Annotated in this window: 22 protein-coding genes and 1 pseudogene; 15 read left to right on the forward strand and 8 right to left on the reverse strand. The window is 72.4% G+C overall.

The genetic code is table 11. The features are described 5' to 3' along the window. Nucleotides 1–81: 81 nt before the first annotated feature. From K4G64_RS09545 to K4G64_RS09555, 3 genes and pseudogenes are all read left to right on the forward strand, one after another. Nucleotides 82–1,397: pseudogene (locus tag K4G64_RS09545) on the forward strand (NAD-binding protein); the annotation flags it as partial. Beyond that, entirely contained in the window at nt 1,373–1,711 is a 339-nt protein-coding gene (locus K4G64_RS41355) for a hypothetical protein (protein ID WP_374206392.1), read from the forward strand. The pseudogene K4G64_RS09545 and the gene K4G64_RS41355, both read left to right, overlap by 25 nt. A 290-nt stretch (nt 1,712–2,001) precedes the next feature. Next, the gene (locus K4G64_RS09555) at nt 2,002–2,997 is read left to right on the forward strand and encodes a hypothetical protein (RefSeq protein WP_221755587.1); all 996 of its coding nucleotides are present in this window, start codon (nt 2,002–2,004) and stop codon (nt 2,995–2,997) included. Nucleotides 2,998–3,268: 271 nt separating this feature from the next. On the opposite strand, the gene K4G64_RS09560 is transcribed toward K4G64_RS09555, so the two are convergent. Both K4G64_RS09560 and K4G64_RS09565 read right to left on the reverse strand, forming a co-directional pair. Next, nucleotides 3,269–3,634: a hypothetical protein gene (locus K4G64_RS09560; RefSeq protein WP_221755588.1), complete on the reverse strand. Its 366-nt coding sequence runs from the start codon at nt 3,632–3,634 to the stop codon at nt 3,269–3,271. 34 nt (nt 3,635–3,668) lie between these two features. Then, nucleotides 3,669–4,175: a hypothetical protein gene (locus tag K4G64_RS09565; protein ID WP_221755589.1), complete on the reverse strand. Its 507-nt coding sequence runs from the start codon at nt 4,173–4,175 to the stop codon at nt 3,669–3,671. Between the two features lie 469 nt (nt 4,176–4,644). Between K4G64_RS09565 and K4G64_RS09570 the strand changes: the two genes are divergently transcribed. Further along, the gene (locus K4G64_RS09570) at nt 4,645–6,225 is read left to right on the forward strand and encodes an alpha/beta hydrolase (protein ID WP_221755590.1); all 1,581 of its coding nucleotides are present in this window, start codon (nt 4,645–4,647) and stop codon (nt 6,223–6,225) included. 244 nt (nt 6,226–6,469) lie between these two features. Here the strand turns inward: K4G64_RS09570 and K4G64_RS09575 are convergent, their stop codons facing one another. From K4G64_RS09575 to K4G64_RS09585, 3 genes are all read right to left on the reverse strand, one after another. Further along, complete coding sequence (locus K4G64_RS09575) at nt 6,470–7,003, reverse strand: helix-turn-helix domain-containing protein (protein WP_221755591.1); 534 nt, start codon at nt 7,001–7,003, stop codon at nt 6,470–6,472. 62 nt (nt 7,004–7,065) lie between these two features. Beyond that, nucleotides 7,066–9,504, reverse strand: coding sequence for an FtsX-like permease family protein (locus K4G64_RS09580; RefSeq protein ID WP_221755592.1), 2,439 nt, complete (start codon nt 9,502–9,504; stop codon nt 7,066–7,068). After that, nucleotides 9,498–10,223: an ABC transporter ATP-binding protein gene (locus tag K4G64_RS09585; RefSeq protein ID WP_221755593.1), complete on the reverse strand. Its 726-nt coding sequence runs from the start codon at nt 10,221–10,223 to the stop codon at nt 9,498–9,500. The genes K4G64_RS09580 and K4G64_RS09585 overlap by 7 nt, the downstream gene beginning before the upstream one ends. A gap of 170 nt (nt 10,224–10,393) precedes the next feature. Here K4G64_RS09585 and K4G64_RS09590 point away from each other — a divergent pair, with 170 nt between their 5' ends. The 4 genes from K4G64_RS09590 (at nt 10,394) to K4G64_RS09605 (ending at nt 14,608) form a co-directional block, all read left to right on the forward strand. Continuing rightward, nucleotides 10,394–11,665 (forward strand): sensor histidine kinase, encoded by a 1,272-nt coding sequence (locus K4G64_RS09590; protein WP_221755594.1) that lies wholly within the window; start codon nt 10,394–10,396, stop codon nt 11,663–11,665. Next, nucleotides 11,655–12,314 (forward strand): response regulator transcription factor, encoded by a 660-nt coding sequence (locus K4G64_RS09595; protein ID WP_221755617.1) that lies wholly within the window; start codon nt 11,655–11,657, stop codon nt 12,312–12,314. Before K4G64_RS09590 ends, K4G64_RS09595 begins: the two co-directional genes overlap by 11 nt. Before the next feature lie 125 nt (nt 12,315–12,439). Next, entirely contained in the window at nt 12,440–13,153 is a 714-nt protein-coding gene (locus K4G64_RS09600) for a ScbR family autoregulator-binding transcription factor (protein ID WP_221755595.1), read from the forward strand. Nucleotides 13,154–13,327: 174 nt separating this feature from the next. Continuing rightward, nucleotides 13,328–14,608 (forward strand): cytochrome P450, encoded by a 1,281-nt coding sequence (locus K4G64_RS09605; protein ID WP_221755596.1) that lies wholly within the window; start codon nt 13,328–13,330, stop codon nt 14,606–14,608. On the opposite strand, the gene K4G64_RS09610 is transcribed toward K4G64_RS09605, so the two are convergent. After that, the gene (locus tag K4G64_RS09610; protein WP_221755597.1) at nt 14,605–15,540 is read right to left on the reverse strand and encodes an NAD(P)-dependent oxidoreductase; all 936 of its coding nucleotides are present in this window, start codon (nt 15,538–15,540) and stop codon (nt 14,605–14,607) included. The two genes, K4G64_RS09605 and K4G64_RS09610, sit on opposite strands and share 4 nt — an antisense overlap. Beyond that, nucleotides 15,537–16,553: a ScbA/BarX family gamma-butyrolactone biosynthesis protein gene (locus tag K4G64_RS09615; protein ID WP_260460232.1), complete on the reverse strand. Its 1,017-nt coding sequence runs from the start codon at nt 16,551–16,553 to the stop codon at nt 15,537–15,539. Before K4G64_RS09615 ends, K4G64_RS09610 begins: the two co-directional genes overlap by 4 nt. A gap of 177 nt (nt 16,554–16,730) precedes the next feature. Here K4G64_RS09615 and K4G64_RS09620 point away from each other — a divergent pair, with 177 nt between their 5' ends. The 4 genes from K4G64_RS09620 (at nt 16,731) to K4G64_RS09635 (ending at nt 20,367) form a co-directional block, all read left to right on the forward strand. Next, on the forward strand, nt 16,731–17,414 hold the full coding sequence (locus K4G64_RS09620; RefSeq protein WP_221755599.1) for a ScbR family autoregulator-binding transcription factor: 684 nt from the start codon (nt 16,731–16,733) through the stop codon (nt 17,412–17,414). 188 nt (nt 17,415–17,602) lie between these two features. Further along, complete coding sequence (locus tag K4G64_RS09625) at nt 17,603–19,024, forward strand: DUF2252 domain-containing protein (RefSeq protein ID WP_221755600.1); 1,422 nt, start codon at nt 17,603–17,605, stop codon at nt 19,022–19,024. A 95-nt stretch (nt 19,025–19,119) separates the two neighbouring features. Beyond that, nucleotides 19,120–19,971 (forward strand): hypothetical protein, encoded by an 852-nt coding sequence (locus K4G64_RS09630; protein ID WP_221755601.1) that lies wholly within the window; start codon nt 19,120–19,122, stop codon nt 19,969–19,971. Nucleotides 19,972–20,037: 66 nt separating this feature from the next. Beyond that, a complete protein-coding gene (locus K4G64_RS09635) occupies nt 20,038–20,367 on the forward strand; it encodes a rhodanese-like domain-containing protein (RefSeq protein ID WP_030846909.1) in 330 nt (109 codons plus the stop codon). A 38-nt stretch (nt 20,368–20,405) separates the two neighbouring features. Here the strand turns inward: K4G64_RS09635 and K4G64_RS09640 are convergent, their stop codons facing one another. Beyond that, nucleotides 20,406–21,539, reverse strand: coding sequence for an acyl-CoA dehydrogenase family protein (locus K4G64_RS09640; RefSeq protein WP_221755602.1), 1,134 nt, complete (start codon nt 21,537–21,539; stop codon nt 20,406–20,408). Nucleotides 21,540–21,917: 378 nt separating this feature from the next. Here K4G64_RS09640 and K4G64_RS09645 point away from each other — a divergent pair, with 378 nt between their 5' ends. Genes K4G64_RS09645 through K4G64_RS09655 form a run of 3 tightly spaced genes read left to right on the forward strand, consistent with a single transcriptional unit; the run spans nt 21,918 to nt 24,801 of the window. Next, nucleotides 21,918–22,847: a DUF5819 family protein gene (locus K4G64_RS09645; protein ID WP_221755618.1), complete on the forward strand. Its 930-nt coding sequence runs from the start codon at nt 21,918–21,920 to the stop codon at nt 22,845–22,847. After that, nucleotides 22,844–24,055, forward strand: a complete 1,212-nt coding sequence (locus tag K4G64_RS09650) for an HTTM domain-containing protein (RefSeq protein ID WP_221755603.1) — start codon at nt 22,844–22,846, stop codon at nt 24,053–24,055. The genes K4G64_RS09645 and K4G64_RS09650 overlap by 4 nt, the downstream gene beginning before the upstream one ends. Continuing rightward, a complete protein-coding gene (locus K4G64_RS09655) occupies nt 24,052–24,801 on the forward strand; it encodes an RNA methyltransferase (RefSeq protein ID WP_221755604.1) in 750 nt (249 codons plus the stop codon). Before K4G64_RS09650 ends, K4G64_RS09655 begins: the two co-directional genes overlap by 4 nt. The last annotated feature ends 31 nt before the right edge of the window (nt 24,802–24,832 follow it).

Consider the following 24,832-nt stretch of genomic DNA (forward strand, 5'->3'; position numbering starts at 1 on the left):
TGGCAGGCATCGTCACACGCGGACACCGGACGGGACATTGCCTGATTCCGGCAATATTTACGCGTCTTTAATGCCGTACCACGACAGTTGGACGGCCGGCTGCGCCTGGTCATCCGGCTCTACGACCGCAAGCTCGGACAGCACCTGGAAGAACTCCTCGACCAGGCCGCCACCCTCGCCGTCCCCGGCCTGAACCCCGAGGCCCTGGACACATCCACCACCGTCCTGTCGGACGCCGACACCGCGGCACCCGCGCTCGCGGCCACCGCCGTCGCGGGCACCAGCAAGGTCGTCCAGGCCGACGGACTGCTGCTGCGCGCCGTGGAACGCACTCCACCCGGCCACGGCCGGGGGTTGCCGATCCGGGCCTGTGCACCCTGGCCCTGCTGTCGTCGACCACCAACGACCCGGCTGGAGCGGAAGGTTCGGACGCCAGCGGCCGGGAGGCGCCGATTCTGCTGCCGGACGACGACACGGTCGCGGGCGCCACCGGGCGTGGCACGGTGGCCCTCGAAACGGTCACGCACACGGCTTCCGGTTACGCACTGCGACGGCTGGCGGGGCGGGGACTACCGCTCGGCTCCCTGTTCTCGCACCGGCTGCGCTGGTCACTGGCCGGGCTCCTGGGTTGCGTCCTGGGGGTGGCCGTCGCGACTTGGTCGACCACCGGCGACCACCCGCTGCACGCCGCCTACCTCACCTTGCTCGACCTGTTCGCGATTGGCGACCCAGCCCTCGGCGAGCCCACCGCGCGTCAAGTGCTCCAGCTCCTCGCATGATTGGCCGGTCTGCTGCTGATGCCCGTGCTGCTCGCGGCCGTCCTGGAGGCGCTCGGGACGTTCCGCACGGCCTCCGCGCTGCGCAGGCCACCCCCAGGCCTGTCCGGCCACGTCGTCCTGGTCGGCCTCGGCAAGGTCGGCACCCGGGTCCTGGCCCGTCTCCGGGAGCTCGACATCCCCGTGGTGTGCGTCGAAGAGGACCCGGAAGCGCGCGGCATCCCACTGGCCCGCCGCCTGCGCGTCCCCACCGTCCTCGGCGACGCCACCCGGGAGGGCGTGCTGGAGGCCTTCGGTGCACTGCTGACACCGCAACTGTTCGGGGACCTCTCGCTGGGCGGGTATGCGGCGGTGGTGCTGGCGATCGTGCTGATCCGGCCTTCAGCCATGCTGATCTCCCTGATCGGCACGCACTTCAACCGCCGGGAGAAGCTGACCGCCGCCTGGTTCGGGCCGAAGGGCTTCGCCTCGGTGGTCTACGGTCTGCTTGTGCTGCAGTCCGGCATTCCGCAGGCCCAGCAGGCCTACACACTGATTGCGGTGTGCAACGCGTTCTCGATCACCGCGCACAGCTCTACGGACGTGCGATCGCCCGCATGTTCGATGTGGAGGATCTGGTAGGCATCCCCAACGACGAAGAGAGCAGCTCGAGGGCAGATGCCGTGGTAGCCGGACGCCGGGCCGCGGCCGACAATGTCCGGCTACACCCACTTCTGCTATTACACGGGGTACGCGTACCCCTGGAAGGCGAGACGTTGAGAAGCAAGGTGACCGTCACGCTGGCGTACGCGATAGCGGCGGTCGCCATCGCGGCAATGGTCGTGGTGTCCGCTGCGTGGGGGGTACGGACTACCGTCCCGTACTACGTCCCTGCCGTTCTGATCGTCCTCTCCGCGGGAGCGATCCACTACAACACGCGTAAGCGGGCCAGGTAGAAAGGAACCCCCTCCGGCCGGAGCCGACGGGTGCGGACAAGTGCAGGTTTCCCGGCTAAGCGCATCTGCCGCGAAGGCCGCGGGGCAGCCCTGGCCGAAGCCGCCTGCCTCCCCGGCTGGCCCCAGCCGGGCTAACGTATGCCGTCCCGAACAGGAGAACGGAATACGGCGTGGCGCAGCAGGGGTGGGGACCGCAGGGGACGAACGGGCCGCAAGGACCGTACGGTCCGCAGGGGCCATATGGTCCCTACGGCTGGGGCGGCTGGCGGCCGCCACCGCCCAGACCGGGCGTGATACCGCTGGCACCGCTCGGACTCGGGGCCGTCTACAGCGGTGCGTTCTCGACGATGGGGCGGTACGCGCGGCAGTTGTTCGGCGCGATGGGGGCGGGCCTCGCCCTGCTCTTCGCCGCGGCGGCCGGAGCCTTCACGCTGGCCTACCTCAGCGTCGAGGACGACTGGCAGGTGCTGGTCCATGCCGACGAACCGACCTGGGCCATGGTCAGCCCGATCGTGGTCTCCGTCGTAGCGGCGTACGTGGTGCTCATGCTGCTCACCCTGGTGGTGAACTCGTTCCTCTCCGCTGTCAGCCCGGTGGTCCTGGAACACGCCGTGCTGGGCCGGCGCACCACCTTTGGTGCGGTATGGCGCCGCGCCTGGGCCCGTACACCGTCGGTGCTCGGAGTCACACTCCTCATGTACCTGCTGGTCGCGATCCCGGTCGCCCTCTTCTTCCTGGTCTGGGTCAGCCTGATCGCCCTTCTGGTGGCGGCCGAGAGCCCCCTGGTGGCGCCGGGGCTCGTGTTCCTGCTCGGGCTGCTGATCCTGCCCTTGGTGACCTGGCTGGTGGTTTCCTTCTCGTTCGCGCCCGCCGCCGCGGTCCTTGAGGCGGCCCGCCCGATCACCGCCCTGAAGCGCTCGTTCCGGCTGGTCCGCGGTGCATGGTGGCGCACGTTCGGCATCCTGTTGCTCACCGGGGGCATGGTGGGCATCGCGGGGTGGATCGTTCAGATCCCGCTGCTGTTCGCTGGTCCGCAGCCCTCGTACGACGCCTACGGCCCGTACGACGAACCGCCAGCAGACATCGGCGAGTTCTTCACCGACGTGTACGGCGACGCGCTGCCCGGCCTGTGGACGTATCTGGTCCTCACCGTCGTCGTCACGATGGTGGTGCAGCTGCTCGCCACCGCCTTCATACAGCTGGTCAGCACTCTGCTCTACATCGACCAGCGCATCCGACGCGAAGGCCTCGGCGAGAGCCTGGCCCGGGTGGCCGGCCACCAGTAGACCGAAACGCGGAGGCACAGGAGACAGGAGGCACACGAAAGGGCGGCCGGGCACCCAGCGGTACCGGCCACCGGACTGCCCTGATGCCGACGTCGTGGCGGTCCACTGTCTGTCGGCGGCGCCGCCGGCGGACAGGCGCGGCCGAGCTCCCTGAAGGCACACACGGGCACCATCACGGCCTTCGCCACAGGTCAGGTCCGTCGGCCGCCCCGACCCGGTGCCCGGGGCGGCCGCTCGAGCCGGGCGCACGAAGCGGCAGTCCCTGCTCTGTTCACCGCTCGGCTGATCGGCCCAGACTCTTGATCTTCTCGAACGGGTAGGCGCCCACGGTCACCACGGCCAGGCCGTAGAGGGCGAGGACCACAAGTCCCCAGGTGCCGACCGTTCGGCCACCGCCGCTCATGATGACCGTGCCGATCGGCACCAGTGGGGCGAAGCTGAGCACCGCGGCCCCGGTGCACCAGAAGGCCACCAGGTCGTTCGCCCGTTTCCTCAGTCCGGGGTCGGACTTCACCTCCGCGGGGACCTCGTACCCGTCGGACCGGTCACAGACCTTGCCCCGGTACCCCGTGCGTGCGGCCAGCGAACTGGCCGCGCCCAACAGGAGGAAGCAACCGAAGATGAAGATGTAGGCCATGGATGCCCCAGGATTCGCGCGGTGCCGAGCAACGTCAGCGGATGTACTTGATGATGAAGGCGATCGTCATGTTGATGGCCTTGTTCTTGACCCACCCCGGCAGGAACTTCCAGACGACGCCCCCGATCTCGCCCCCGAGACAGCCGATGACGGCGTTCCTGACGTAGGTCTTCTTGCTGGAGGCCTTGCCTGCCGCGATGTCGCTGAGCACCGAGGTGGGAATGCTGGCCAGCGCGCCCTTCGCGCACCATGCCGCGGCACCGATGGCCGCCGCGGCGATCGGGAAGGCGAAGCCGCCGTTGCGGCTCATGGCCTTCTCGATCTCGGCCAGGGCCTCCGGGCCCATCTCCTGCTCGATGAACTGGCGCTGCTCTGACGTCAGTTCAGGAGACTGCGTCGTGGCCGAGGCAGTCACGACGCGAGCCGTGCCCCGGCTGTCGTCGGCGGCCGTGGCGCTGGGAGCCGCGGTGGCGAGCAGGGCGGCACTGGTGACGGCGGCTATCCCGGCCAGAGAGACGCGGCGCGTGGTGGTCTTACGCATGGTGGATTCCCCAGTAGTCGTTCATTCGTCTCCAGGTCAGGGAGACGGTTCCGTGGTCCCACCTCCAGATCATGGAGGTGATCACGAACGAGACTCTGACATCCCAAGGGAGATCCGGCATAAGGGGAGATGCGTGAAAAGGATCACGACTACCGACCGGAACGCCCCGCTTGAATCAGGCCTCTTGTCGAAGACGCCGGTGGAATCCCAACTGGCACCGCAAAGGAGCGAGGAAAGTCCTTGAAGCGCGAATCATTTGGGATGGTACACGGCTCAACTTAATTTCAAAAACGCCACTTGAGGTAGATGGCAAAGAGCCAGTCGCGGTTGTCCGACTCCAGCACGATCCGCCCCAACTCCCCGTACGTCCAAGGTGGGAGAAACACGGACCGGTGGAGTGATCAATCCGCACTCCGCGCGCGGCAGGGTGGGTGCGTCCCGTACGCATCGACCCAAGGACCCAACGCACGTGCGCAGCAGTCGAATACCTCTTTTCCTGGCGGTCAGCGCCGTCACCACGCTGGTCCCCGCGCTGACCCCCGCCACAGCATCCGCCGCGGAGAACCCCCTCCGCCCCTACCTCCAGCAGAAACCGTCCTGGCACCGCTGCGACACGGAATCGCCCGCCTCCCTTCAGTGCGCCACGATCAAGGTGCCGCTCGACTACGGCAGACCGGGCGCCAAGAAACTCGACCTCGCGATATCCAGGATGAAGACGAGCACCAAGAAGGATCGGCGCGGTGTGCTTCTGCTCAACCCGGGTGGCCCGGGCGCGCCTGGCGTCGACATGCCGCAGTACATGGCCGACGAGCTGCCGAAGGCCGTGAAGAACAAGTACGACCTCGTCGGCTTCGACCCGCGGGGCATCGGCCGAAGCTCCCCTGTCGGCTGTGGCCTGACGTCCGACGAGCGGAACTGGGAACGGCCGTACAAGGCCGAGACGTTCACCAAGGACGTGAAATGGGCCCGGACCGTCGCCGAGAAATGCAACAGAAAGCAGGGCGACAAGCTGCGGCACATCACCACCCGCAACACCGCCCGGGACATGGACGTCATCCGCGCCGTGCTCGGCGAGAAGAAGATCTCCTACCTCGGATACTCCTACGGCACCTACCTCGGGTCCGTCTACACGCACATGTTCCCCAAGCGCAGCGACCGCTTCGTGCTGGACAGCGCCGTCGACCCGGCCCGGGTCTGGCGCGGGATGATCCAGGTCTGGGCGGAGGGCGCCGAGCCCGCCTTCACTCGATGGACCGAGTGGACCGCCGCGCGGCACGCCACCTACAAGCTGGGCCGGACCCCCGAGGCGGTCCGCAAGACCTTCTACGGCCTGGTCGCCCAGGCCGACCGCAAACCGATCGACCTCGACGGCACGCTGATGACCGGTGACGACATCCGAAACGGCCTCCGGGGCATGTTCTTCGGCACGCGCGACGCCGCCGAAGCCGTCGCCGAGTTGAAGAAGGTTGCTGCCGGAGCCTCCCCGTCCGCCGACGGGCCACTCAGGACGCCCGAGCCGGTTCCGCCGTCCTTCGGGCGGACCGTGCCCGAGGACAACGACGACGCCGGCTTCTGGGCCGTCGTCTGCGCCGACACCCGCGCCTGGCCGCGAGATCCCGAGCAGTACCGCAAGGACGCGATCCGGGACAAGGGCAGGTACCCGCTGTACGGCGACTTCGCCTCCCACATCAAGCCGTGCGCCTTCTGGAAGAAGAACGGCAGCGAGCCCGCGACCCGGATCGACAACAAGGTGGGCGCGCTGATCCTCCAGAACGAGTGGGACTCCCAGACGCCGCTGACCAGCGGCCAGGGCCTGCGCCGCGCCTTGAAGGGCTCCAAGATGGTCACGGTCGCAGGAGGTGTCGGACACGGCATCTACGGCACCAAGTCGTGCGCCGACAAGACGGCCACCACCTACCTGACCACCGGCAAGCTCCCCGCGAAGGACATCACCTGCAAGGCCGCTCCGGCCGCAGGCGAACGCCGCAGCCCCAACCGGCTGCCGGTCCCGGCACCCCCCGGCATCCCGGGGATGGTCAGCCGCTTCTGACCGCCGGCCGCCTTGGGAGGTCCTCCGCCTGCGGGAGGCAACGTGGGGGCTACCTGCGCGGTGGGAAACGATCACCCCGAGCGCGGGAAACGTTCTTGGGGCCCCGTGTCGGCGCTGACCAGCGCATTCCGTCGGTGCCCCACCGTCGGAACGGGCGGCATCGATCAGATGCCGCCCGTTCTTCGTGTGGGCGGGTGTGACGGTTCTCTCGGGCCCGACCCGGATTCCGCGTGTGAGGAAGCTCTCAGGCCTGGTCGGCCGGGCCGTCGCCGAGCGTCCGCCCCGGGGCGAAGCGCTCCCGTACGACCGGGTCGTCCAAGAGGCGGGCCGGGTAGCCCGGTCCGGTCCGGGCGGTCATGTCCCGCTGCCGCAGGGGCTCGCCGCAGGCGGAGCAGACGACCCGGGCCTCGGTGTCGTGGTCGCAGGGCGTGTGGCGCAGGACCACCGGGGCGCCCTCCTCGCCGGCCAGCCAGCGGTCGCCCCAGGCGTTGATCGCGGCGAGCACACCGAAGAAGTCGCGGCCCTTGTCCGTGGGCAGGTACTCGTGGCGGACGGGGTCGCGCTGGTAGACGTGCCGGCGCAGCAGGCCCTCGGCCTCCAGGCGTCGCAGCCGGTCGGTGAGGGTGTTGCGGGCGATGCCGAGCGTGCCGATGAAGCCGTCGAAGCGGGATTCGCCGTAGAAGACCTCGCGCAGGACCAGCAGGGTCCAGGCGTCGCCCAGGATGTCGGCGGTGCGGGCGATCGAGCAGGGCCAGTTGCCGAACGAGGTCCGTCTCATGGCCCCATTGTAGGCGGGTTGCCCCGGCTGGTCTCATGATGAGATCGACCCGGTCCGCAGGGCTATTCGCGGATCCCGGCGAGGTCAGCCGGGCGGCGGCGCAGGGCGAGGGCGGCGGGGACCGTCGCGCAGACCACGGCGAGGAGGGCGCAGGCGAGCGCCGTCGTGCCGAGGGCCTGCCACGGGAGGGTGACGGTGGGCCGGACCGACAGCAGGGCGAGGGCGCCCCAGATCCCGGCCAGGTTGACGCCGGTGACCAGCAGGCCGAGGAGCGCGCCGGCCGCGACGGCCGTCAGGGCCTCGGCCGCGGTCAGCCGCAGCACCTGCCACCGGGTGGCTCCGGCCAGCCGCAGCACGGCCAGGTCGCGGACCCGGTCGGCGGCCGCCATGACCGTGGTGTTGGCCACGGAGATGCCCGTGTAGAGCAGGGCGATGCCGAGGACCAGGAGGAGGCCGAGGCGGGTGGTGCGGTTGGTTTCGGGGTGGGTGGCCCGGATCCACGCGTCCCGGGTGAGGACCTGGCCGCCGCCCGCGCCGATCGCCTCGCGCAGGGCGGTGGCGACGGGGCTCGGGGCCGTGCCCCGGTCGAGGGCCACGTCCACGCGGTCGACTCCGGCTCCCGGGGCGTTGCGCGGGGTGACGTAGACGCCGTTGCCGCCGGTGCCGGTGGGCATCACCGCGGCGATGCGGAGGGTGCGCGGTGTGCCGTCTCCGAGCCACACCCGGACCCGGTCGCCCACCCGGTGCCGCTGCCACTCCTCGTTGACGACGATCGAGCCGTCGTCGAGGTCGCTCAGCCTGCCGGCGGTGAGGGGCAGGCGGGTCGTGGCGGCCAGGGTGCCGGGGGTCGCGGCGCGGGCCTCGGAGCGGATCAGGGCCACGCCGTCCTCCAGGACGTGCACGGTCGTCGACGCCGTCGGTGAGATCCGTGCGCCCGGTACCGCGTCCAGCCGGTGCAGGGTGGCGGTGTCGAAGGCCGTTCCGGCGGCCGGGGTGACGACGAAGGCGGCGGTGGTGCGGTCGCTCGTCTCGGTGGTCTTCGCGTCGTTGAGGGTCGCGGTGGCGCCGAGGAGTGAACCGGCGAGCGCGACCGTGACGAGGACGGGGGCCGCGAGTGCTGCGGTGCGGCGCACTCCGGTGGCCGTGTTCGCGCGGACCAGCATGCCGACGGCCGTCGGGAAGCAGGCCGGCAGGCGGGTCAGGGGCCGCAGCGCGAGGGGCGTGAGCAGGGCGGTCGCGGTGATCAGCAGCATGGGGCGGCTGATGTACGTCTTGCGGTGGAGCAGGTCGGACGGGTCCGCGGTGAGGGCCAGGGCCAGGGTCACGGCGGCGGCGAGCAGGAGGGCCACGCCGCAGAGCAGGCGTCCCCGGGTCAGGGGCCCCCGGTCGGCCGCGGCCTCGCGCAGGGCCTCGGTGGGGGCGGTGCGGCCGGCCCGCCAGGAGGCCGCGGTCGCTCCGCACAGGGCGACGAGCAGGCCTGTCCAGAAGGCCGCGTGGTAGGGCCAGGTGTGCTCGCCGATGGTGAACCAGGCCGGGGCGAGGCCCTCGTCGGCCACGCGGGCGGCCAGCAGTGGTGCCGCGTGGGAGCCGAGCACGCAGCCGGCGGCGGAGGCGAGGGTGCCGACGGCGAGGGCCTCGGCGAGGACGCTCCGGCGGATCTGGGCCGGGGTCGCCCCGGCGGTGCGCAGCAGGGCGAACTCCCTGCGGCGCTGGGCGACCGCGAAGGCGAAGGTCGAGGCCACGACGAAGACCGACACGAAGGCGGTGACGCCACCGGCGGTGCCGAACAGGGCGTTCATCGCGGTGAGCGCCTCACCGTCCCGGCCCGGGTCGGCGTCGGCGAGACGGCGGGCGTCGCCGGTGAGGACCTGGGCGCTGCCGCCCACCGCTTTACCTACCGACGCCGGGTCGGCCCGCACGACGAACTGGGTGACGGTCGGGGCCAGTCGGGCGGCGTGGGCGTCGGTGAAGAACACGGCGTTCTCGAAGCCGCGTGCGGTGAGCGTGCCGACGACGCGCACCGAGCCCTTGTCGGTGCGCGCCTTCTGCCCCGGCTGCGCCCAGTCACCGGTGACCACCACCTCGCCCGACGCGCGGGGTGCCCGGCCGGTGGTGAGTTCGTAGGGGGCGAAAGCGGCGGTGGACCAGGGGTGGCCCACCAGGTCCGCGGGGCCGCCCGGCGCCCGGACGGGAAACGCACGGTCCTCGACGACCGGGCCCAGCGTCCGCAGCCGGGCGACGGTCGCGGCCGGTACGGGACGCGGGTGGGCGAGCGGGGACTCGCGGTCGCCGACCGGGGTCGCTACGCGCAGGGTGTCCTGGCCTTTGACCACGACCGGTGCGGCGGCGAAGCGCTCGGGGCCGCGCTCCGGGGCGTCGGCCGTCGAGGCCAGGGCCAGGCCCATCACGGTGAGCAGTGCCACGCCCAGGCAGAGCGCGACGAAGCTGCCGGTGAAGCCGGCCCAGCGGATGCGCAGCGTGCGCAGGGTGACGCTCAGCACGGGACGGCCTCTAGGCGGGTCATGCGCGTGGCGATGGTGTCGGCGCCGGCGCCGGTCAACTCCCCGCTCACACGGCCGTCGACGAGGAAGACGACACGGTCGGCGCAGGCCGCGGCCACCGGGTCGTGCGTGACCATGACGACCGTCTGGCCCTCGCTGTCGACCATGCGGCGCAGCAGCCCGAGCACCTCGCGGCCGGTCCGGGTGTCCAGGGCGCCGGTCGGTTCGTCGCCGAACAGCACGTCGGGCCGGGTGATCAACGCCCGGGCCAGGGCGACGCGTTGCTGCTGACCGCCGGAGAGCTCGGACGGTCTGTGCCGGGCCCGGTCGGCGAGACCGACCTGCGCGAGCGCCTGGCGCACCCGGGCGGAGGGTACGCGGCGGCCGGCCAGGCGCAGGGGCAGCGCCACGTTCTGCTCGGCGGTCAGCGAGGGCAGCAGGTTGAACGCCTGGAAGACGAACCCGACGCGCTCGCGCCGCAGCAGGGTCAGCCGCCGTTCGCCGAGCCCGGTCAGTTCGGTGCCGCCCACGGTGACCGACCCGGAGGTGGGCCGGTCCAGGCCGGCCGCGCACTGGAGCAGGGTCGACTTGCCGGAGCCGGAGGGGCCCATGACGGCGGTGAAGGTCCCGGTGGGGAACGCGAGCGATACGTCGTCGAGTGCCCGCACGCGTCCGTAGGTCCTGGTGACCGAGTCCAGCTGGACGGCGTCGTGTTTCATGGGTCCCCCGGTGTAGGTGTCGCCTGGGTCGGTGTGGCCCCAACGAAACCGGGCGGGGGTGGGTCCGCGCAGTGCGGCGGGACCTAGACCCGGGGTGGGGCCAGGCATACCCCCGGGCCTCGGTCCGCGCCCATGGCCGGGGCCCCGGAGCGGCTTCTACGGTGATCCCCATGCACCCTCGCAACGTGTGGCAGGCCCTGTCCCGCCCCCGCTATCCGCTGTCGGCTTGGCCGTGGCGGTCGGCGTGTTACCTGCTCACCGGCGCGGTGACCGGTGCTGTCGTGCTCGTCGGGATCGTGCTCTCGGCGACGGCCGGCTCAGTGCTCGCGCTCGCACTGGTGGGGCTGCCGGTGCTGCTCGGGACGGCCCTGGCGGGCATTCCGGTGGCGGCACTGGAGCGGCTGCGGCTGCGGCTGGTCGACGCGGAGCCGGCGTCGGACCCGCACCGGCCGCCCGGGGAGCCGGGGCTGCGCGCCTGGCTGTCGACGCGGCTGCGGGAGCGGGCCACCTGGCGGGAGCTGGGCCATGCCCTGCTGTTCGCGGGGCTGTTGTGGCCCGTCGACGCCCTCGCGTTCACCGTGTTCCTGCTGGGGCCGCTCGCCGTGGTGGCCACCCCGCTGCTCCTGGCCGTCCTCGGCGAGGCCAAGGTCCTCAAGGTGTGGCTGGTCACGACCTGGCCGGCTGCTGCCGGGTGGGCCGTTCTCGGGCTGGTCCTGCTCGTCCTGGGTGCCTATCTGCTGGGCGTGGTGGCCGGGGGCCGGGCCGGGCTGGCGCGGCTGCTGGTCGCGCCGCGGGAGGCCGACCTGGGGGCCAGGGTGGTCGAACTGGCCCGCTCGCGGGTGCGGTTGGTGGACGCCTTCGAGGCGGAGCGGCGGCGTATCGAGCGTGATCTGCACGACGGGGCGCAGCAGCGGCTCGTCGCCCTGACGATGACGCTCGGGCTGGCCCGTCTCGACGCCCCGCCCGGCCCGCTCGCCGACCAGCTCGCCAAGGCGCACCAGGAGGCGGGTACGGCCCTGGCGGAACTGCGGGAGCTCATCCACGGCATCCACCCCAAGGTGCTCGCCGACTACGGCCTCGAAGCCGCCGTCGCCGACGCCGCGGACCGGTCGGCCGTGCCCGTGGACGTCGATCTGGAGCTGCCCGGCCGGCTCTCCCCGGCGGTCGAGGCCGCCGCGTACTTCGTGGTGTGCGAGGCGCTCGCCAACGTGGGCCGGCACAGCGGCGCGAGCCGGGCCGAGGTGAGCGGCGGGCACCGCGACGGGCGGCTGCTGCTGCGGATACGCGACGACGGGCGCGGTGGCGCACGGGCCGGGCAGGGCAGCGGACTGACCGGACTCGCGGACCGGGTGTCGGTGCTCGATGGCAGACTCTCCCTGTCCAGTCCGCCCGGCGGACCGACCCTGCTGCGTGTGGAGATCCCTTGTGAGCCTGCGAGTTGAGCGGCCCCTGCGGGTCGTCCTGGCGGAGGACAGCGTCCTGCTGCGGGACGGGCTGGTCGGACTGCTCGGGCGCTGCGGGCACGAGGTCGTCGCGGCCGTGGGGGACGCCGAGGCCCTGGTCGTGGCCGTCGGGGAGCACGACCCGGACGTGGTCGTCACGGACGTACGCATGCCGCCCGGCTTTCAGGACGAGGGGCTGCACGCGGCCGTGCGGCTGCGCGGGGAGCGGCCCACGCTGCCCGTGCTGGTCCTCAGCCAGTACGTGCAGCGCCGGTACGCCGCCGAGCTGCTGGACTCCGGCGACGGCACGGGCGTCGGCTATCTGCTCAAGGACCGTGTCGGCCAGGTGGAGGAGTTCGTCGAGGCGCTCGGCAAGGTGGCGGACGGCGGCACGGTCGTCGACCCCGAGGTCGTACGGCAGTTGCTGCGCCGCCGCCGCGACCCGCTGGAGCGGCTCACCCCGCGCGAGCGGGAGGTGCTGGCGCTGATCGCCGAGGGCAGGTCCAACAGCGCGATCGCCCGCGAACTCGTCGTCTCCGAGGCCGCCGTGGGCAAGCACGTGTCCGGCATCCTCACCAAGCTGGACCTGCCGCCCGCGGACGCGACCCACCGCCGGGTGCTGGCCGTGCTGGCGTATCTGCGCGCCTAGCGCCCAGGAGCCGACTCGAGCCCCCTGGGCTGTCGACGCGTTGTATAAAAACCAGCGAGTTGGTTTCATGGCGTCGCGAGTTGGTTTCATGGCGTCGCCATCAGAGCCCTGCAGGGGAGCCACGGGTGACCAAACAGGACCGGGCCGTCCGGACCCGTCTCGCGCTGATCCGGTCGGCGGCCGAGCAGTTCGAGGCCCGCGGATACGTCCGGGCCGGCCTGGCGGAGATCAGCGCGGGAGCCGGTGTCAGTCCCGGCGCGCTGCACTTCCACTTCGCCAACAAGGCCGCCGTCGCGGAGGCCGTCGAGCACGCGGCCGAACAAGCCCTGCGCGAGGCGGCGGCCTGTCACCGCGACGGCGACGGCAGCGCCCTGCAACGCCTCGTGGACGTCACCCACCACGTCGCCCGGCTGCTCTGCGCCGACGTCGTGGTCCGGGCCGGGCTGCGGCTGAACGCCGAGCAGGTCGCCGGGCGGGTGCGGGACCTGCGCCGGGAGTGGCGCCAGTGCGTGCAGGGGCTGCTGACCGAGGCGGAGCGCGAGGGTGAACTCGCCGCCGGGGTGACGCCGCGGCGCACCAGCGCCGTCGTCCTGGCCGCCACGACCGGCATCGAGGTGCTGGCCCGCGAGGACGACGGCTGGCTCGCCCGGCCTTCACTGACCGACCTGTGGCAGCTGCTGCTGCCGTGCCTGGCGGCGCCTTGCCTGGCCGGGACGCTGGATCCCGCGGGGAGCGGGTCGGCGGGGAGCGGGCCGACGGGAAGCGGATCCGTGGGGAGCGCGCCGGCAGGGCCGGGCGTTCAGGCGGAGGCGGGCCGGGTGGGGCTCGCAGTGCGGTAGCCGCCTGCCGCCTGCCGCCTGCCGCCTGCCGCCTGTCGCCCCTGCCACTGCCACTGCCGCCTGCTGCCGTTGACCGCGAGTGAAGCCATGGCCAAAACAAACCGGTTGCCAAGTTTTTTCGCCCCTCGACCCGGACGATGGTCCCCCAGCCTCTGGACCAAGGAGCGATGAGTCATGGCACAGCAGGCCTGCCCCTTCCTGTCGATCGATCCGACCGGTCAGGACCTCTACGGCGAGATATCCCGGATCCGCGCCCGGGGCCCGGCCGTGGAGGTCGAACTCCCCGGCGGAGTCCGGGCGTGGTGGATCACCGGCCTGGAGCTGAACAAGCGGCTCCTGGCGGGCCCCGAGACGAGCAAGGACGCCTACCAGCACTGGCCGGCCTGGATCAACGGGGACATCTCCCGCACCTGGCCGCTCGCCATCTGGGTCTCGGTGCGCAACATGGTCACCGCCTACGGCTCCGACCACAGCCGGCTGCGCAAGCCGATGGCCGCCGCCTTCACCAAGCGCCGCGTCGACGCACTGCTGCCGCGCGTCCGGGAGATCGTCGACCGGGCTCTGGACGCCCTGGAGCGCGTCCCCGAGGGCGAAGTCGTCGATCTGCGGGCGGCGTTCGCGGCGCCCGTCCCGCACGAGGTGGTGTGCGAGCTCTTCGGCGTACCGCCCGGCGAGGACGGTCCGCGCGCGGCCCTCTACCGCATCATCAGCCGCTTCTTCGACACGGCGATCTCCCTGGAGGACGCCCAGGCCAACGCCGTCGACCTCTACGGCACGCTGACCGCTTTCCTCCGGTACAAGCGCGAGCACCCGGCCGACGACCTGACGACGGCGCTCATCACCGCGCGCGACGAAGGGAGCATGATCGAACAGGAGTTGATGGACAACCTGATCCTGTTGCTCACCGCCGGGTTCGAGACGACCGTCAACCTCATCGACAACACCGTGCACAGCCTGCTCGCCCACCCCGACCAGCTCGACCTCGTCCGCTCCGGGAAGGCGACCTGGGAGGACGCCCTGGAGGAGTCGCTGCGCTTCGAGGCGCCGGGCGCCATGTCGGGTCTGCGCTACGCCGTCGAGGACATCGAGATCGAGCCGGGCCTGACCATCCCGAAGGGCGACCCGCTCGTGGTCTCCTTCGCGGGCGCCGGGCGCGATCCAGACCGGCACGGCCCGGACGCCGAGCGCTTCGACGTCACACGTGTCACCAGCCGCGACCACGTGTCCTTCGGCCACGGCGTGCACCACTGCCTGGGCCGGCCCCTGGCCATGGCCGAGGCCACCGTGGCCCTGACGTCCCTGTTCGCGCGCTTCCCGCGGCTGGCCCTGGCCGACCCGTCGCGTCCGCCGGAGCGGCTGCGGTCCATCATCTCCACCGGGCACGAGGAACTTCCGGTGCTCTTGCACGGCCGGGATCCGGGCAGCGGCCCATGCCCAGCGGCGGCACAGGCCTAGGCCGTCAGGAGACTCTCCGGGCCCTGGAGGAACGCGCGGTACCAGGGCGCCGCGCGGCGGAACGCGGCCGCGAACCCCTCGCCGGGCGAGCAGTCGTAGTCCTTCCAGAACGCGTCGTCCACGAACCAGTGGTCGACCGTGAGCATGCCGAGGTGATGGAGGGCGAGGGGAGAGCCGGCGGCCCGGTCCAGAGCGGTGGCGACGTCCACGGCCGTCCCGCCGCCGGGCTCCTCCAACTCCCGGCCCACGGACGCCAGCAGGTCCGGGACCGGCACCGGCTCGGGGTGGTTGACCTGGTGCACACCGCCGCCGGGCGCCGGGGAGAGCGCGGCGGCCACCACCGCACGGCCCAGGGTGTCGACGTCGATCATCGACTGGAGCGCCTCGCAGCCGGTCAGGGTGGTGGCCGGCAGCTCCTTCATCAGCCACACCAGCCCGGGGATCACCCAGCGATCGCCCTCGCCGTACACGAGGTGCGGGCGCAGCACCAGGCCGCCGGCGTCGAGGACGTACCGTTCGGCGGCGGCCCGGGTGCGGCTGGTGGGCGAGGCGGGCGCGATCGGCACCTCCCCGGGGCCCACGCCGCGGAAGGGGCCCCGGCCGTGGACGGCGGCCGTGCTGACGTACACGATCCGGCGCACTCCGGCGCGCACGGCCTCCTCGACCAGGGCACGGGTGCCGTGGTCGTTGACCGCCTCGGCGGTCTCGGCGTCGCCGCCGATCCGCGCGGCGCAGTGCACCAGGACATCGGTGTCGGCGCAGACGCCGCGCAGGGAGGGCGGGGTGCAGAGGTCGCCGTGGACGTACTCGGGGCCGTGCGGTGCGTGCCGGGACAACAGGCGTACGTGGGCGTCCGGTTGCCGTTGTGCCGTGGCGGCGACCCGGCTGCCGACGAAGCCGCTCGCGCCCGTGACCAGAATCTTGACCGTCACGACAGGGACCGTACCCGCGGCGGCCGGGCGGCGGTCAGGGCGGCGGTGAAGACCGGCTCGCCGTCCTGCCGCCCCGACACCCCTACGGTCACCTCCCCGGGGTGCTCGTCGAGGATCTCGGTCTCGATCCGGCAGGGGCTGTGCAGTTCGGCGTACCGGTTGAAGCCGGCCGTCATCGTGATCGGCAGGAAGGGGTGCAGGCCGGACGCGGCGGTCGCGGCCTGGCGGGCCGCCTCGAACAGGACCATGCCGGGGACGTGGTCGTTGGGCCGTGGGAAGAACACCGGGTGGCCGATGTCGACGCGCAGGTGCCAGACGCCGGGGCGGTCCGCGGGTGCGAGGACGACGTCGTCGGCACGGGTCCGCCCCGCGGTCCGCGGGGATATGCCGGGCAGCAGTGGGACCGGGGTGTCCAGGGCGTTCAGCCTGTCTGCCCGCAGGCGGCGGTAGGCGCGCGGGGAGGTGCAGGCGGTGCTGCCGGTGCCGCGTGCGACGAGCCGCCCGGCGCGGCGGAACTCCATCGTGGTCCGCATGCTGTGCAGGCCGCGGCCGCGGCGGCGCACCTCGGAGCACACGACGTCGAACTCGACCGGCTCGGCGGCTTCCGCCAGCAGGAGCGCGGACGGGTCGACGTGGACCGTCAGGTCCCACATGACGAAGTGTGTGTCGGCCGGGGCGCCGAACTCGGCGTGCGCCAGCACCATGGAGGCCTGCCGCAACGTTTCGCCTACGACCATCGGGTCCTGGTGGCGGTCGTCCACGGGGCCGAAGAAGGGGTGGGTGGCCGGCCAGTGCGCGGTGAAGCGGAAACGGGTGCCGGAGATTCGGACCCACCGGGCGGGGAAGACGTCCGTCTCTGTGGTGCGATGGGCGAGTTCCTTGGTGACGGTGCTGTGGGAGTGGGGGGCGGGGGATCCGGTGAGGGCGGTCTGTGGCGGGTTCTCGACGGTCGTAGCGGTTCCGTTTGCCGGACGGCCCCCGCGTCCGGTCTGATCGTCCGTGAGTGCGCTCAAAGGCCCTGTCTGCGGCATGAGAACCCCCAGGATCGGCTGTCTGGCCGAGATCGACGCCTGACTAAGATACGGACGAACCGGTTTTTTTCAAAGGGTGAGCCAAACCGCTTGGACTGACCCTCGCGCCCTCGTCACACAGCGACTTCACAGGGATCGACGGAGATCAGGAGGCACCCGATGGCGCGACAGGAGCGCGCGATCCGCACCCGGCGGACCATCCTGGAGGCGGCGGCGGCCGTCTTCGACGAACGCGGCTACACCTCGGCGACCATCGGCGAGATCCTGGACCGGGCGGGCGTCACCAAGGGCGCGCTGTACTTCCACTTCGGCTCCAAGGAGGAGCTGGCGGTGGGGGTCTTCGAGGAGCAGCTCGCGATCACGCTCCCGCCGCAGTCCACCAAGCTCCAGGAACTCGTCGACTCCGGTCTGGTGATGGCCCGCCGGCTGCGGTCCGAACCGCTGGTGCGCGCCAGTGTGGGGCTCGCCCTCGACCAGGGAGCCATGGACCTCGACCGCACCCCGGCCTTCCGGATGTGGATCGACCAGAACACGCAGATGCTGGGCGAGGCGAAGACGCGGGGCGAGCTGTTGCAGCACGTCGACGTGGCCGAGACGGCGGAGCTGCTGGTCGGCAGCTTCTCCGGGGTGCAGCTGCTGTCCCAGCTGCGCTGCCAGCGGCAGGATCTGGAGCGCCGGGTCGTCGTGCTGTTCGAGCACTTCCTGCCCAGCATCACCGTTCCGGCGGTACTGGCCCGGCTCGACGTCTCCGTGGGCCGGGCCGAGCGGCTGCTGGCGCAGGTGCGGACGGAGGAGGCCGCGGCGCCGGTGCCGGAGAGGGCCACCGTGCCCTCGGGGGCGTAGGCCGCCACCGTCCTGCGGCCCCGGCAGGCATTGTCCACAGCCGTGGAGTTGTCCACAGGGTCTGACGCGTTTCGGCCGCCGGTTGTACGGTCGGCACGAGTGATGTTCGTGCGCGTGCGGGGGAGGCGGCCGGGATGACCAGGGCTGGAGCTCAGGACGAGGGCGGAGCCATGGGGAGGGACGGTGCCATGACGCAGGACGGGGCCACGGCGAAGAAGGGGGCGTCGCGCCGGCTGCCCCGGGTGCGTGGCTTCGCCGAGTGGCCGAGCGAGGGCTCGCCCAAGGACGAGGGCAGGGCCCTGCGCAAGCGGATCCCGCGCAGCGCGCACGCCACGCTCGACTTGGACGCGTCCCGGCCCGACGCGTTGAGCGCCGTCGAGGAGTCCGGCCGCGGACGGCTGGCCGAGCTGACCCCCATCCGGGTCGGCCGCATGGCCGCCACCCCGTTCGCCTTCCTGCGCGGCTCGGCGGGCCTCATGGCCTACGACCTGGCGCGCACGCCCATGACCAGGATCCGGGCCCAGCTCTGCGGCGACGCCCACGCGGCCAATTTCGGCCTGTACGGGGACCTGCGCGGCGGCCTGGTCATCGACCTGAACGACTTCGACGAAACCGTGGTCGGCCCCTGGGAGTGGGACCTGAAGCGTCTCGCGGCTTCCCTTGTGCTCGCGGGCCGGGTGGCCGGTGCCGACGAGGACCGGTGCCGCAAGGCGGCGTACGACGCGGCGGGCGCGTACCGCAGGACCCTGCGGCTCCTTTCCAAACTCCCGGTGCTGGACGCGTGGAACGCCATCGCGGACGAGGAGCTCGTCTCCCACACGGACGCCCATGATCTGCGCGGCACGCTCAAGCGCGTCTCCGAGAAGGCCCGCCGCAACACCAGCGGCCGCTTCGCGGCCAAGTCGACCGAGGTCACCGAGGACGGTGGACGCCGGTTCGTCGACGCTCCTCCGGTTCTGCGGCGCGTCCCGGACGCGGAGGCCGCCGCGGTGGCCGTGTCCCTGGAGGAGTACATCGGCACCCTCCAGGAGGACCGCCTGCCGCTCCTCGCCCGGCACGCAGTGCTGGACGTCGCCTTCCGCGTCGTCGGCACCGGCAGTGTCGGCACCCGCTCCTACGTCGTGCTGCTCCTGGACCACCAGGGCGAGCCGCTGGTGCTCCAGGTGAAGGAGGCCCGGGCGTCCTCCCTGGTGCCGCATCTGGTGACGGCCGGTTTCGAGGCGCCTCGCGCCGGTCACGAGGGCCGTCGGGTCGTGCTGGGGCAGAAGCGGATGCAGGTCGTGAGCGACAGCCTGCTGGGCTGGACGACGGTCGACGGGCTCCCCTACCAGGTCCGCCAGTTCCGCAACCGCAAGGGCAGCGTCGATCCGGCCGCCCTGGCCTCCGACCAGTTGGACGACTACGGCCGCATGACCGGCGCGCTCCTGGCCCGCGCGCACTCCCACAGCGCCGATCCGCGGCTCATCGCCGGGTACTGCGGGAAGAACGAGGAGCTGGACGAGGCGATCGCGGACTTCGCCGTGGCCTACGCGGACCGGACCGAGGCGGATCACGCGGAGCTGTTGGCGGGGGTGAAGGCGGGGAAAATCGCGGCGGAGATGGGGGTGTAGGGCTACTCGGGCCGTCCGGCAGCCCCGGACGGGCCGCTCCCCGGTCCTGGCCTCCGGGGGCCGGGTGCCGTCGGTTCGTCGCCTAGGCTGGTCGGGTGACGACCCCGGAAGCTGAGCAGGACGGCGACGACGCCGCACGGCCCGAGGCGCGGCTGGAGCGGGCCGTGCGGGCCGCCGAGCAGGCGTTGATCGAGTACGAGATCGCGGTGGAGACCTTCCGCGTCGAGGTCGAGAACTTCTCCCGGCTGCACGAACAGAAACTCGGCCCCATCTACGCCCGGCTCGAGGAGCTGGACGCCCGCATCCTGGAGGCCAGAGCGGCTCGCAGCGGCGACCCGGCGGACCGGCAGCGGGCGGACGAGGCCCGGGCGCGGCTCGCCCCCATCCCGGGCGTGGAGGAACTGCTGCACGGCTGGATGGACGGTGACGGTCTCTTCCCGGAGGCCTCCGCGATGCTCACCGACCAGCCGGTGCGGCCCCCGCAGCGGGTCCGCCCCAGCGAGGAGGCCCGCAAGCTCTACCGCGACCTCGCCCGCAAGGCCCACCCGGACCTGGCGCAGGAGGAGAAGGAGCGCGGGCGGCGCGAGGAGTTCATCACGCGCGTCAACGCCGCCTACGCCCGGGGCGACGAGGCGGAGCTGCGCGAGCTCGCCGCGGAGTGGGCGAAGGGGCCCGAGCTGAAGCGGGGCCCGAGCCGCGCCGAGGAGCTCTACGCCCGCCTCGAATGGCTCGCCCAGCGCAAGGAGCTGCTCGCCCTGCTCGCCAGGGAACTGGAGGACAGCGCCATCGGCCATATGCTCCAGCTCGCCCCGGACGACCCGGACCGGCTCCTGGACGAGATCGGGCAGGGCCTGCTCGCCCAGGTCTCCGAGCGGGAGACGGAGCTGGCCGCGCTGGTCGGCGAGGGCGAGGGCCAGAGCCGGGGTAACGGCGGGGGCCACGGCTGAGCCGCGTAGCCGGCCGGTGCTCCGGCCGGTTCGGGTAGCGTCGGACGCATGACTTTCGGAGCTGGTGTGCCCACGGTCGCGGTCGCGGACCTCAAGGACGGTGACTTCCTGCTGGACGTCCGGGAGGACGACGAGTGGAAGGCCGGTCACGCCGAAGGGGCGCTGCACATCCCCATCAGCGAGTTCGTCGCCCGGTACGGCGAGCTGACCGAGGCGGCCCCGCAGGACGGCCGGGTCCACGTGATCTGCCGTTCCGGCGGCCGGTCCGCCCAGGTCACGATGTACCTGGCCCAGCAGGGCGTCGACGCCGTGAACGTCGACGGCGGCATGCAGGTGTGGGAGGCGGTGGGCCGTCCCGTGGTGACGGACGACGGGCAGCAGGGGTTCGTCCTCTAGCACCCGGTCGGTCGTCAGCCGGCCCCCGGCCCGCGCGGTCAGGCCAGTGGGTGGGCCGCCAGCAGGTCGCCCAGGGCCTCTTCGTGGGCCGCGGCCGGGCCGAGTGACAGTTCCAGGTGCTTGGCCCAGGCGTGGTAGCGGTGCAGGGGGTAGTCGACGTCGGCGCCGAACCCGCCGTGCAGGTGCTGCGCGGTCTGCACGACCCGGCGTACGCCCTCCGCCGCCCAGATCTTGGCGACGGCCACGTCCCCGGCGGCGGGCAGCGGGCCCGGTGCCCCGGAGGCGATCCGCCACGCGGCCTGCCACAGCGTGGCCTCCATCGCGCGCAGGTCGATGTAGCGGTCGGCGGCCTGGACGGCGACGGCCTGGAAGGTCGCGACCGGGAAGCCGAACTGCTCCCGCTTGCCCGTGTACTCCCCGGTCATCCGCAGCACGCGCTCGCCCAGCCCGAGGGCCAGCGCACATGTCCCGGTGGCCAGCAGGTCCCGCAGCCACTCCCACGCCCCGTCGGTGTCGATGACGTCCCGGGCGGGCAGCCGGACCGACTCCAGCCGCAGCTCTCCGAGGCGCTCGCCGCTGGTGGAGAACTGCTCCGCGAGGACGGCGCCCTCGTGCCCGCGCGGCACCAGGGCGAGCACGGTCCGGCCGGTCGCGGTGTGCGCGGGGACGACGGTGATGTCGGCGTCGTAGGCCCAGGGCACGGCCGTCTGCACCCCGTCCAGCACCCAGGTGTCGCCGTCCTGCCGGGCGGTCACGGACTGCTCGGCCGGGTCGTGGCCGGTGCGGCCGTGCGCGGCGACGGTCAGGACGATCTCGCCCCGGCCGGCCCGGGCGAGCAGGTCCGCCTTCGCCTCTTCCCCGCCGTGGGCCTGGACGGCCGCCGCTGCCGCGCAGCTCTCCAGCAGGGGCACCCTGGCCAGGACCTTCGCCGATTCCCGCAGCACCAGGCAGAGCGCGACGGCGTCCAGACCGGCCCCGCCGTAGCGGGCGTCGAGCAGCAGGCTCAGCAGGTCCGCGTCGGCGAGCCTGGCCCACAGGGCGCGGTCGCAGGTCTCGGCGACGGCGCCCGAAGTCATGGCAGGGCTGGGCACGGCGTCGGGCGCGACGCCGGCGAACACGCCCTTCGCCGCCTCGGCCGCCGCCTGCTGCTCCTCGCTGAAGGTGAAGTCCACGGTGCCTGTCCTTCCGGCGGATCCCGTTGAGCTGACGGGGCGTCAAGATAGAACAGGTTCTAGAAGAAGGGAATGGGTGTACGGGCGGGCGCCGTAGGGTGTCACTCCGGTGGATGACCGGCCGGGGCGCCCTGTGGATAACCTGCGGGGGTCCCCTGTGGACCAGGGGGACCGCGGCTCCCGGACGGTCGCACTCGCCGTACGGTCGGCCTTCGTGGTGTGGCGACGGCCACGGCGGGAGGTACGGACAGGGGCTGTGCCCGGGTGGGTGTCCTGAGTACCGTGCCCGTGCCGACGCCGCGCAGGCCGCGCGGGCGGTACGACGCCCTCGCGGCCGGGCGGACGGAACGACGGACCGGGATCGTGGAACGGGGCGGAATGGACGCGTACGACGAGGGCTCGAACGCCCGGCACGGCCCGCACGCGCCGAGCCGCCCGGCCCCGCCCGCGCAGCGAAGCGCCCCGGCGGGCCCGGCCGAGCCGGAGGTTCCCCCGGGGCCTGAGTCCGAGCCCGTCGTGCCCCCAGGGCTTGAGTCCGAGCCGGTCGTGCCCCCCAGACGTGAGCCCGAGCCCGTCGTGCCCCCCAGACGTGAGCCCGAGCCGGTCGCGTCACTCGCACCGCCCGGGCCGTACCCGCCCGGCGAACCCCGTACCGGCATCGCCGCGCTCTCCCCCCGCTATCAGGTCGGGGTCGCCCTGGCGCTCGCGGTCGTCGCCATCGGCGTGTGTGTGCACATCGGGATGACGTTCCTGCACGTCGCGCCGGCGAACACGGTCACCCGGGAGCACGGCGAGGCCGTGGACGACTGGATCTACCCGGAGTTCGAGCAGAACTGGAAGCTGTTCGCTCCGAACCCGCTCCAGCAGAACATCTCGATCCAGGTCCGCGCCGGGGTCCGCGGGCCGGACGGCATGACAGTGACCACCGGCTGGTACGACCTGTCCGCCGAGGACGGCCGTGCCATCGACGGCAACCTGCTGCCCAGCCACACCCAGCAGAACGAGCTGCGCCGCGCCTGGGACTTCTTCGTCGCCACGCACGACAGCGAGAACCGCCCGGTGGGCCTGCGCGGCTCGCTGTCGGAGTCGTATCTGCGCCGGATCATGGTGCTGCGCCTCGACCGTGACGACGCGGTGCGGGCCGCGACCGGGAGTTCCGGGGTGATCGAGCGGGTGCAGGTGCGCTCCCGGACCAGCAACGTGCCGCCGCCCGAGTGGAGCCGGGAGAAGGTCTCCACGACACCGTCCTACCGGGAGCTGCCGTGGTGGAGGGTCCCGCGGGACGAGGCCCGGGGAGGCGTGCGGTGAACCGCTTCTCGCTGGCCGTCTCGGGCGCCATCGCCCGCGTCACCGAGGCCGCCCTCGGCCCCTGCCAGACGGCCGTCATCCGCATCGGGTTCAGCGCCACCTGGCTGCTGTTCCTGCTCCGCGAGCTCCCCCACCGCCACGAGCTCTACGGTCCCGACGGCCCCTGGAGCTGGGATCTCGCCCAGCAGCTGGTCGGGTCCAACGGCTCCTTCACCGTCCTGATGTGGTCGGACGGCCGGATCTGGTTCGAGATCGTCTACGCGCTGGCGGTGCTCTCCGCTGCCCTGCTGATGCTGGGCTGGCGCACCCGCACCATGTCGGTGCTGTTCATGGTCGGCGTGCTGTCGCTGCAGAACCGCAGCGTCTTCATGGGCGACGGCGGCGACAACGTGCTGCACCTGATGTCGATCTACCTGGTGTTCACGCGGTGCGCCCAGGGGTGGTCGCTGGACGCCCGGCGGGCTGTGCGGCAGAGGGCGGCCCGCGCGCGGGGCGAGCGGGTCACCGACCGGACCGGCCCGGCCCTGTGGGGCGTGCTCGGGTTCGTGCTGGTCGCGGTCACCCTGGTCGGCCGGATGCAGGGCGACTGGCTGATACCGGCCCTGCTGTGGACGGTGTGGGTCGTGCAGGCCCTGTGGTGGCTGGTCGGGCGCCGGGCCGGGACCGGTGAGCCGCGGATCATGCTGGACGTGATCGCCAACGTCGTGCACAACGGCGCCCTGCTCGTGATCATGGCCGAGGCGTGTCTGATCTACGCGACGGCCGGCTGGTACAAGATCCAGGGATCGCGCTGGCAGGACGGCACCGCGGTCTACTATCCGCTCCACCTGGAGTACTTCTCGCCCTGGCCGGCGCTCGCCGACCTGCTGTCGGCCAGCGGCACGATGGTGATGCTGGTGACCTACGGGACGGTCCTGGTACAGGTCGCCTTCCCGTTCACCCTGTTCAACCGGCGGGTGAAGAACGTCCTGCTGGCGGTGATGATGACCGAGCACGCGGTGATCGCCGTGGTCCTGGGGCTGCCGTTCTTCTCGCTGGCGATGATCGCGGCGGACGCGGTGTTCCTGCCGACGGGCTTCCTGCGCCGCCTGGGCGACCTGGCGGCACGCGCGCGCGACCGGCTCCGGCGCGGGGGCGGGCGTACGCCCCTGCCCGGGCAGCGCACCGAGGGGAGCTCCGAGACCACGCACGTAGGCTTCGGGACATGACCGACCCCCTGACCGTCTGGCACCGGCTCGCCGGCGACACCGTCCTGCTCGACGGGTTCCACGCGCTCAAGCACGCGCTGCGTTTCGGCGCCGAGGTGCCGGTGGCGGTCACGGCCGACCGGGCGGCCGCCCTCGCCCTCGCCGACGAGCTGGCCCCGGACGTACGGGACGCGCTGGCCGGGCTGCTGACGGAGGTGCCGCAGGCGACGTACGCGTCGTTCGTGCCGCGCCCGCACCCCACCGCCGTGGCCGCCCTGGCCGTACGGCCGGCCCGCGCCTCCCACCTGGAGAAGCTGGCGCGCGTGCCCCGAACGGCCCCGGTCGTGGTCCTCGACCACCCGCGCAATCTGGGCAACGCGGGGGCGGTGATCCGCCTGGCCGCCGGTTTCGGGGCGACCGGCGTGGTGACGACCGGGACGATGGACCCCTGGCACCCGACGGTCGTGCGGGGCGGGGCGGGGCTGCACTACGCGACGACGGTGGAGCGGCTGGCCGTCGAGGAGCTGCCGCCGGGCCCGCTGTTCGCCCTGGACCCGGAGGGCGACGACATCCGGGGCGTCAAGCTCCCGGACGACGCCGTCCTCGCTTTCGGCTCCGAGCGCACCGGCCTGTCGGCCGGACTGCGCGCCCGGGCCGACCACTTGCTGTCTCTGCCGATGCGCCCCCAGGTCAGCAGCTACAACCTGGCGACGAGCGTGGCGATGACCCTGTACCACTGGAGCGCGGGTTCTGGAGCGCCCCGATAGCGGCGCGGGGAACAGCCGGACAACCACAACC

The organism is Streptomyces sp. WAC04114, from assembly GCF_019733245.1.
Lineage (GTDB): Bacteria > Actinomycetota > Actinomycetes > Streptomycetales > Streptomycetaceae > Streptomyces > Streptomyces massasporeus_A.

Excerpts from the sequence above, each read along its gene's own strand:
- K4G64_RS41355 (WP_374206392.1), top strand. The coding sequence starts at position 1,373 with ATGTTCGATGTGGAGGATCTGGTAGGCATCCCCAACGACGAAGAGAGC.
- K4G64_RS09560 (WP_221755588.1), bottom strand. The coding sequence starts at position 3,634 with ATGGCCTACATCTTCATCTTCGGTTGCTTCCTCCTGTTGGGCGCGGCC.
- K4G64_RS09565 (WP_221755589.1), bottom strand. The coding sequence starts at position 4,175 with ATGCGTAAGACCACCACGCGCCGCGTCTCTCTGGCCGGGATAGCCGCC.
- K4G64_RS09575 (WP_221755591.1), bottom strand. The coding sequence starts at position 7,003 with ATGAGACGGACCTCGTTCGGCAACTGGCCCTGCTCGATCGCCCGCACC.
- K4G64_RS09585 (WP_221755593.1), bottom strand. The coding sequence starts at position 10,223 with ATGAAACACGACGCCGTCCAGCTGGACTCGGTCACCAGGACCTACGGA.
- K4G64_RS09590 (WP_221755594.1), top strand. The coding sequence starts at position 10,394 with ATGCACCCTCGCAACGTGTGGCAGGCCCTGTCCCGCCCCCGCTATCCG.
- K4G64_RS09605 (WP_221755596.1), top strand. The coding sequence starts at position 13,328 with ATGGCACAGCAGGCCTGCCCCTTCCTGTCGATCGATCCGACCGGTCAG.
- K4G64_RS09620 (WP_221755599.1), top strand. The coding sequence starts at position 16,731 with ATGGCGCGACAGGAGCGCGCGATCCGCACCCGGCGGACCATCCTGGAG.
- K4G64_RS09625 (WP_221755600.1), top strand. The coding sequence starts at position 17,603 with ATGACGCAGGACGGGGCCACGGCGAAGAAGGGGGCGTCGCGCCGGCTG.
- K4G64_RS09645 (WP_221755618.1), top strand. The coding sequence starts at position 21,918 with ATGGACGCGTACGACGAGGGCTCGAACGCCCGGCACGGCCCGCACGCG.
- K4G64_RS09655 (WP_221755604.1), top strand. The coding sequence starts at position 24,052 with ATGACCGACCCCCTGACCGTCTGGCACCGGCTCGCCGGCGACACCGTC.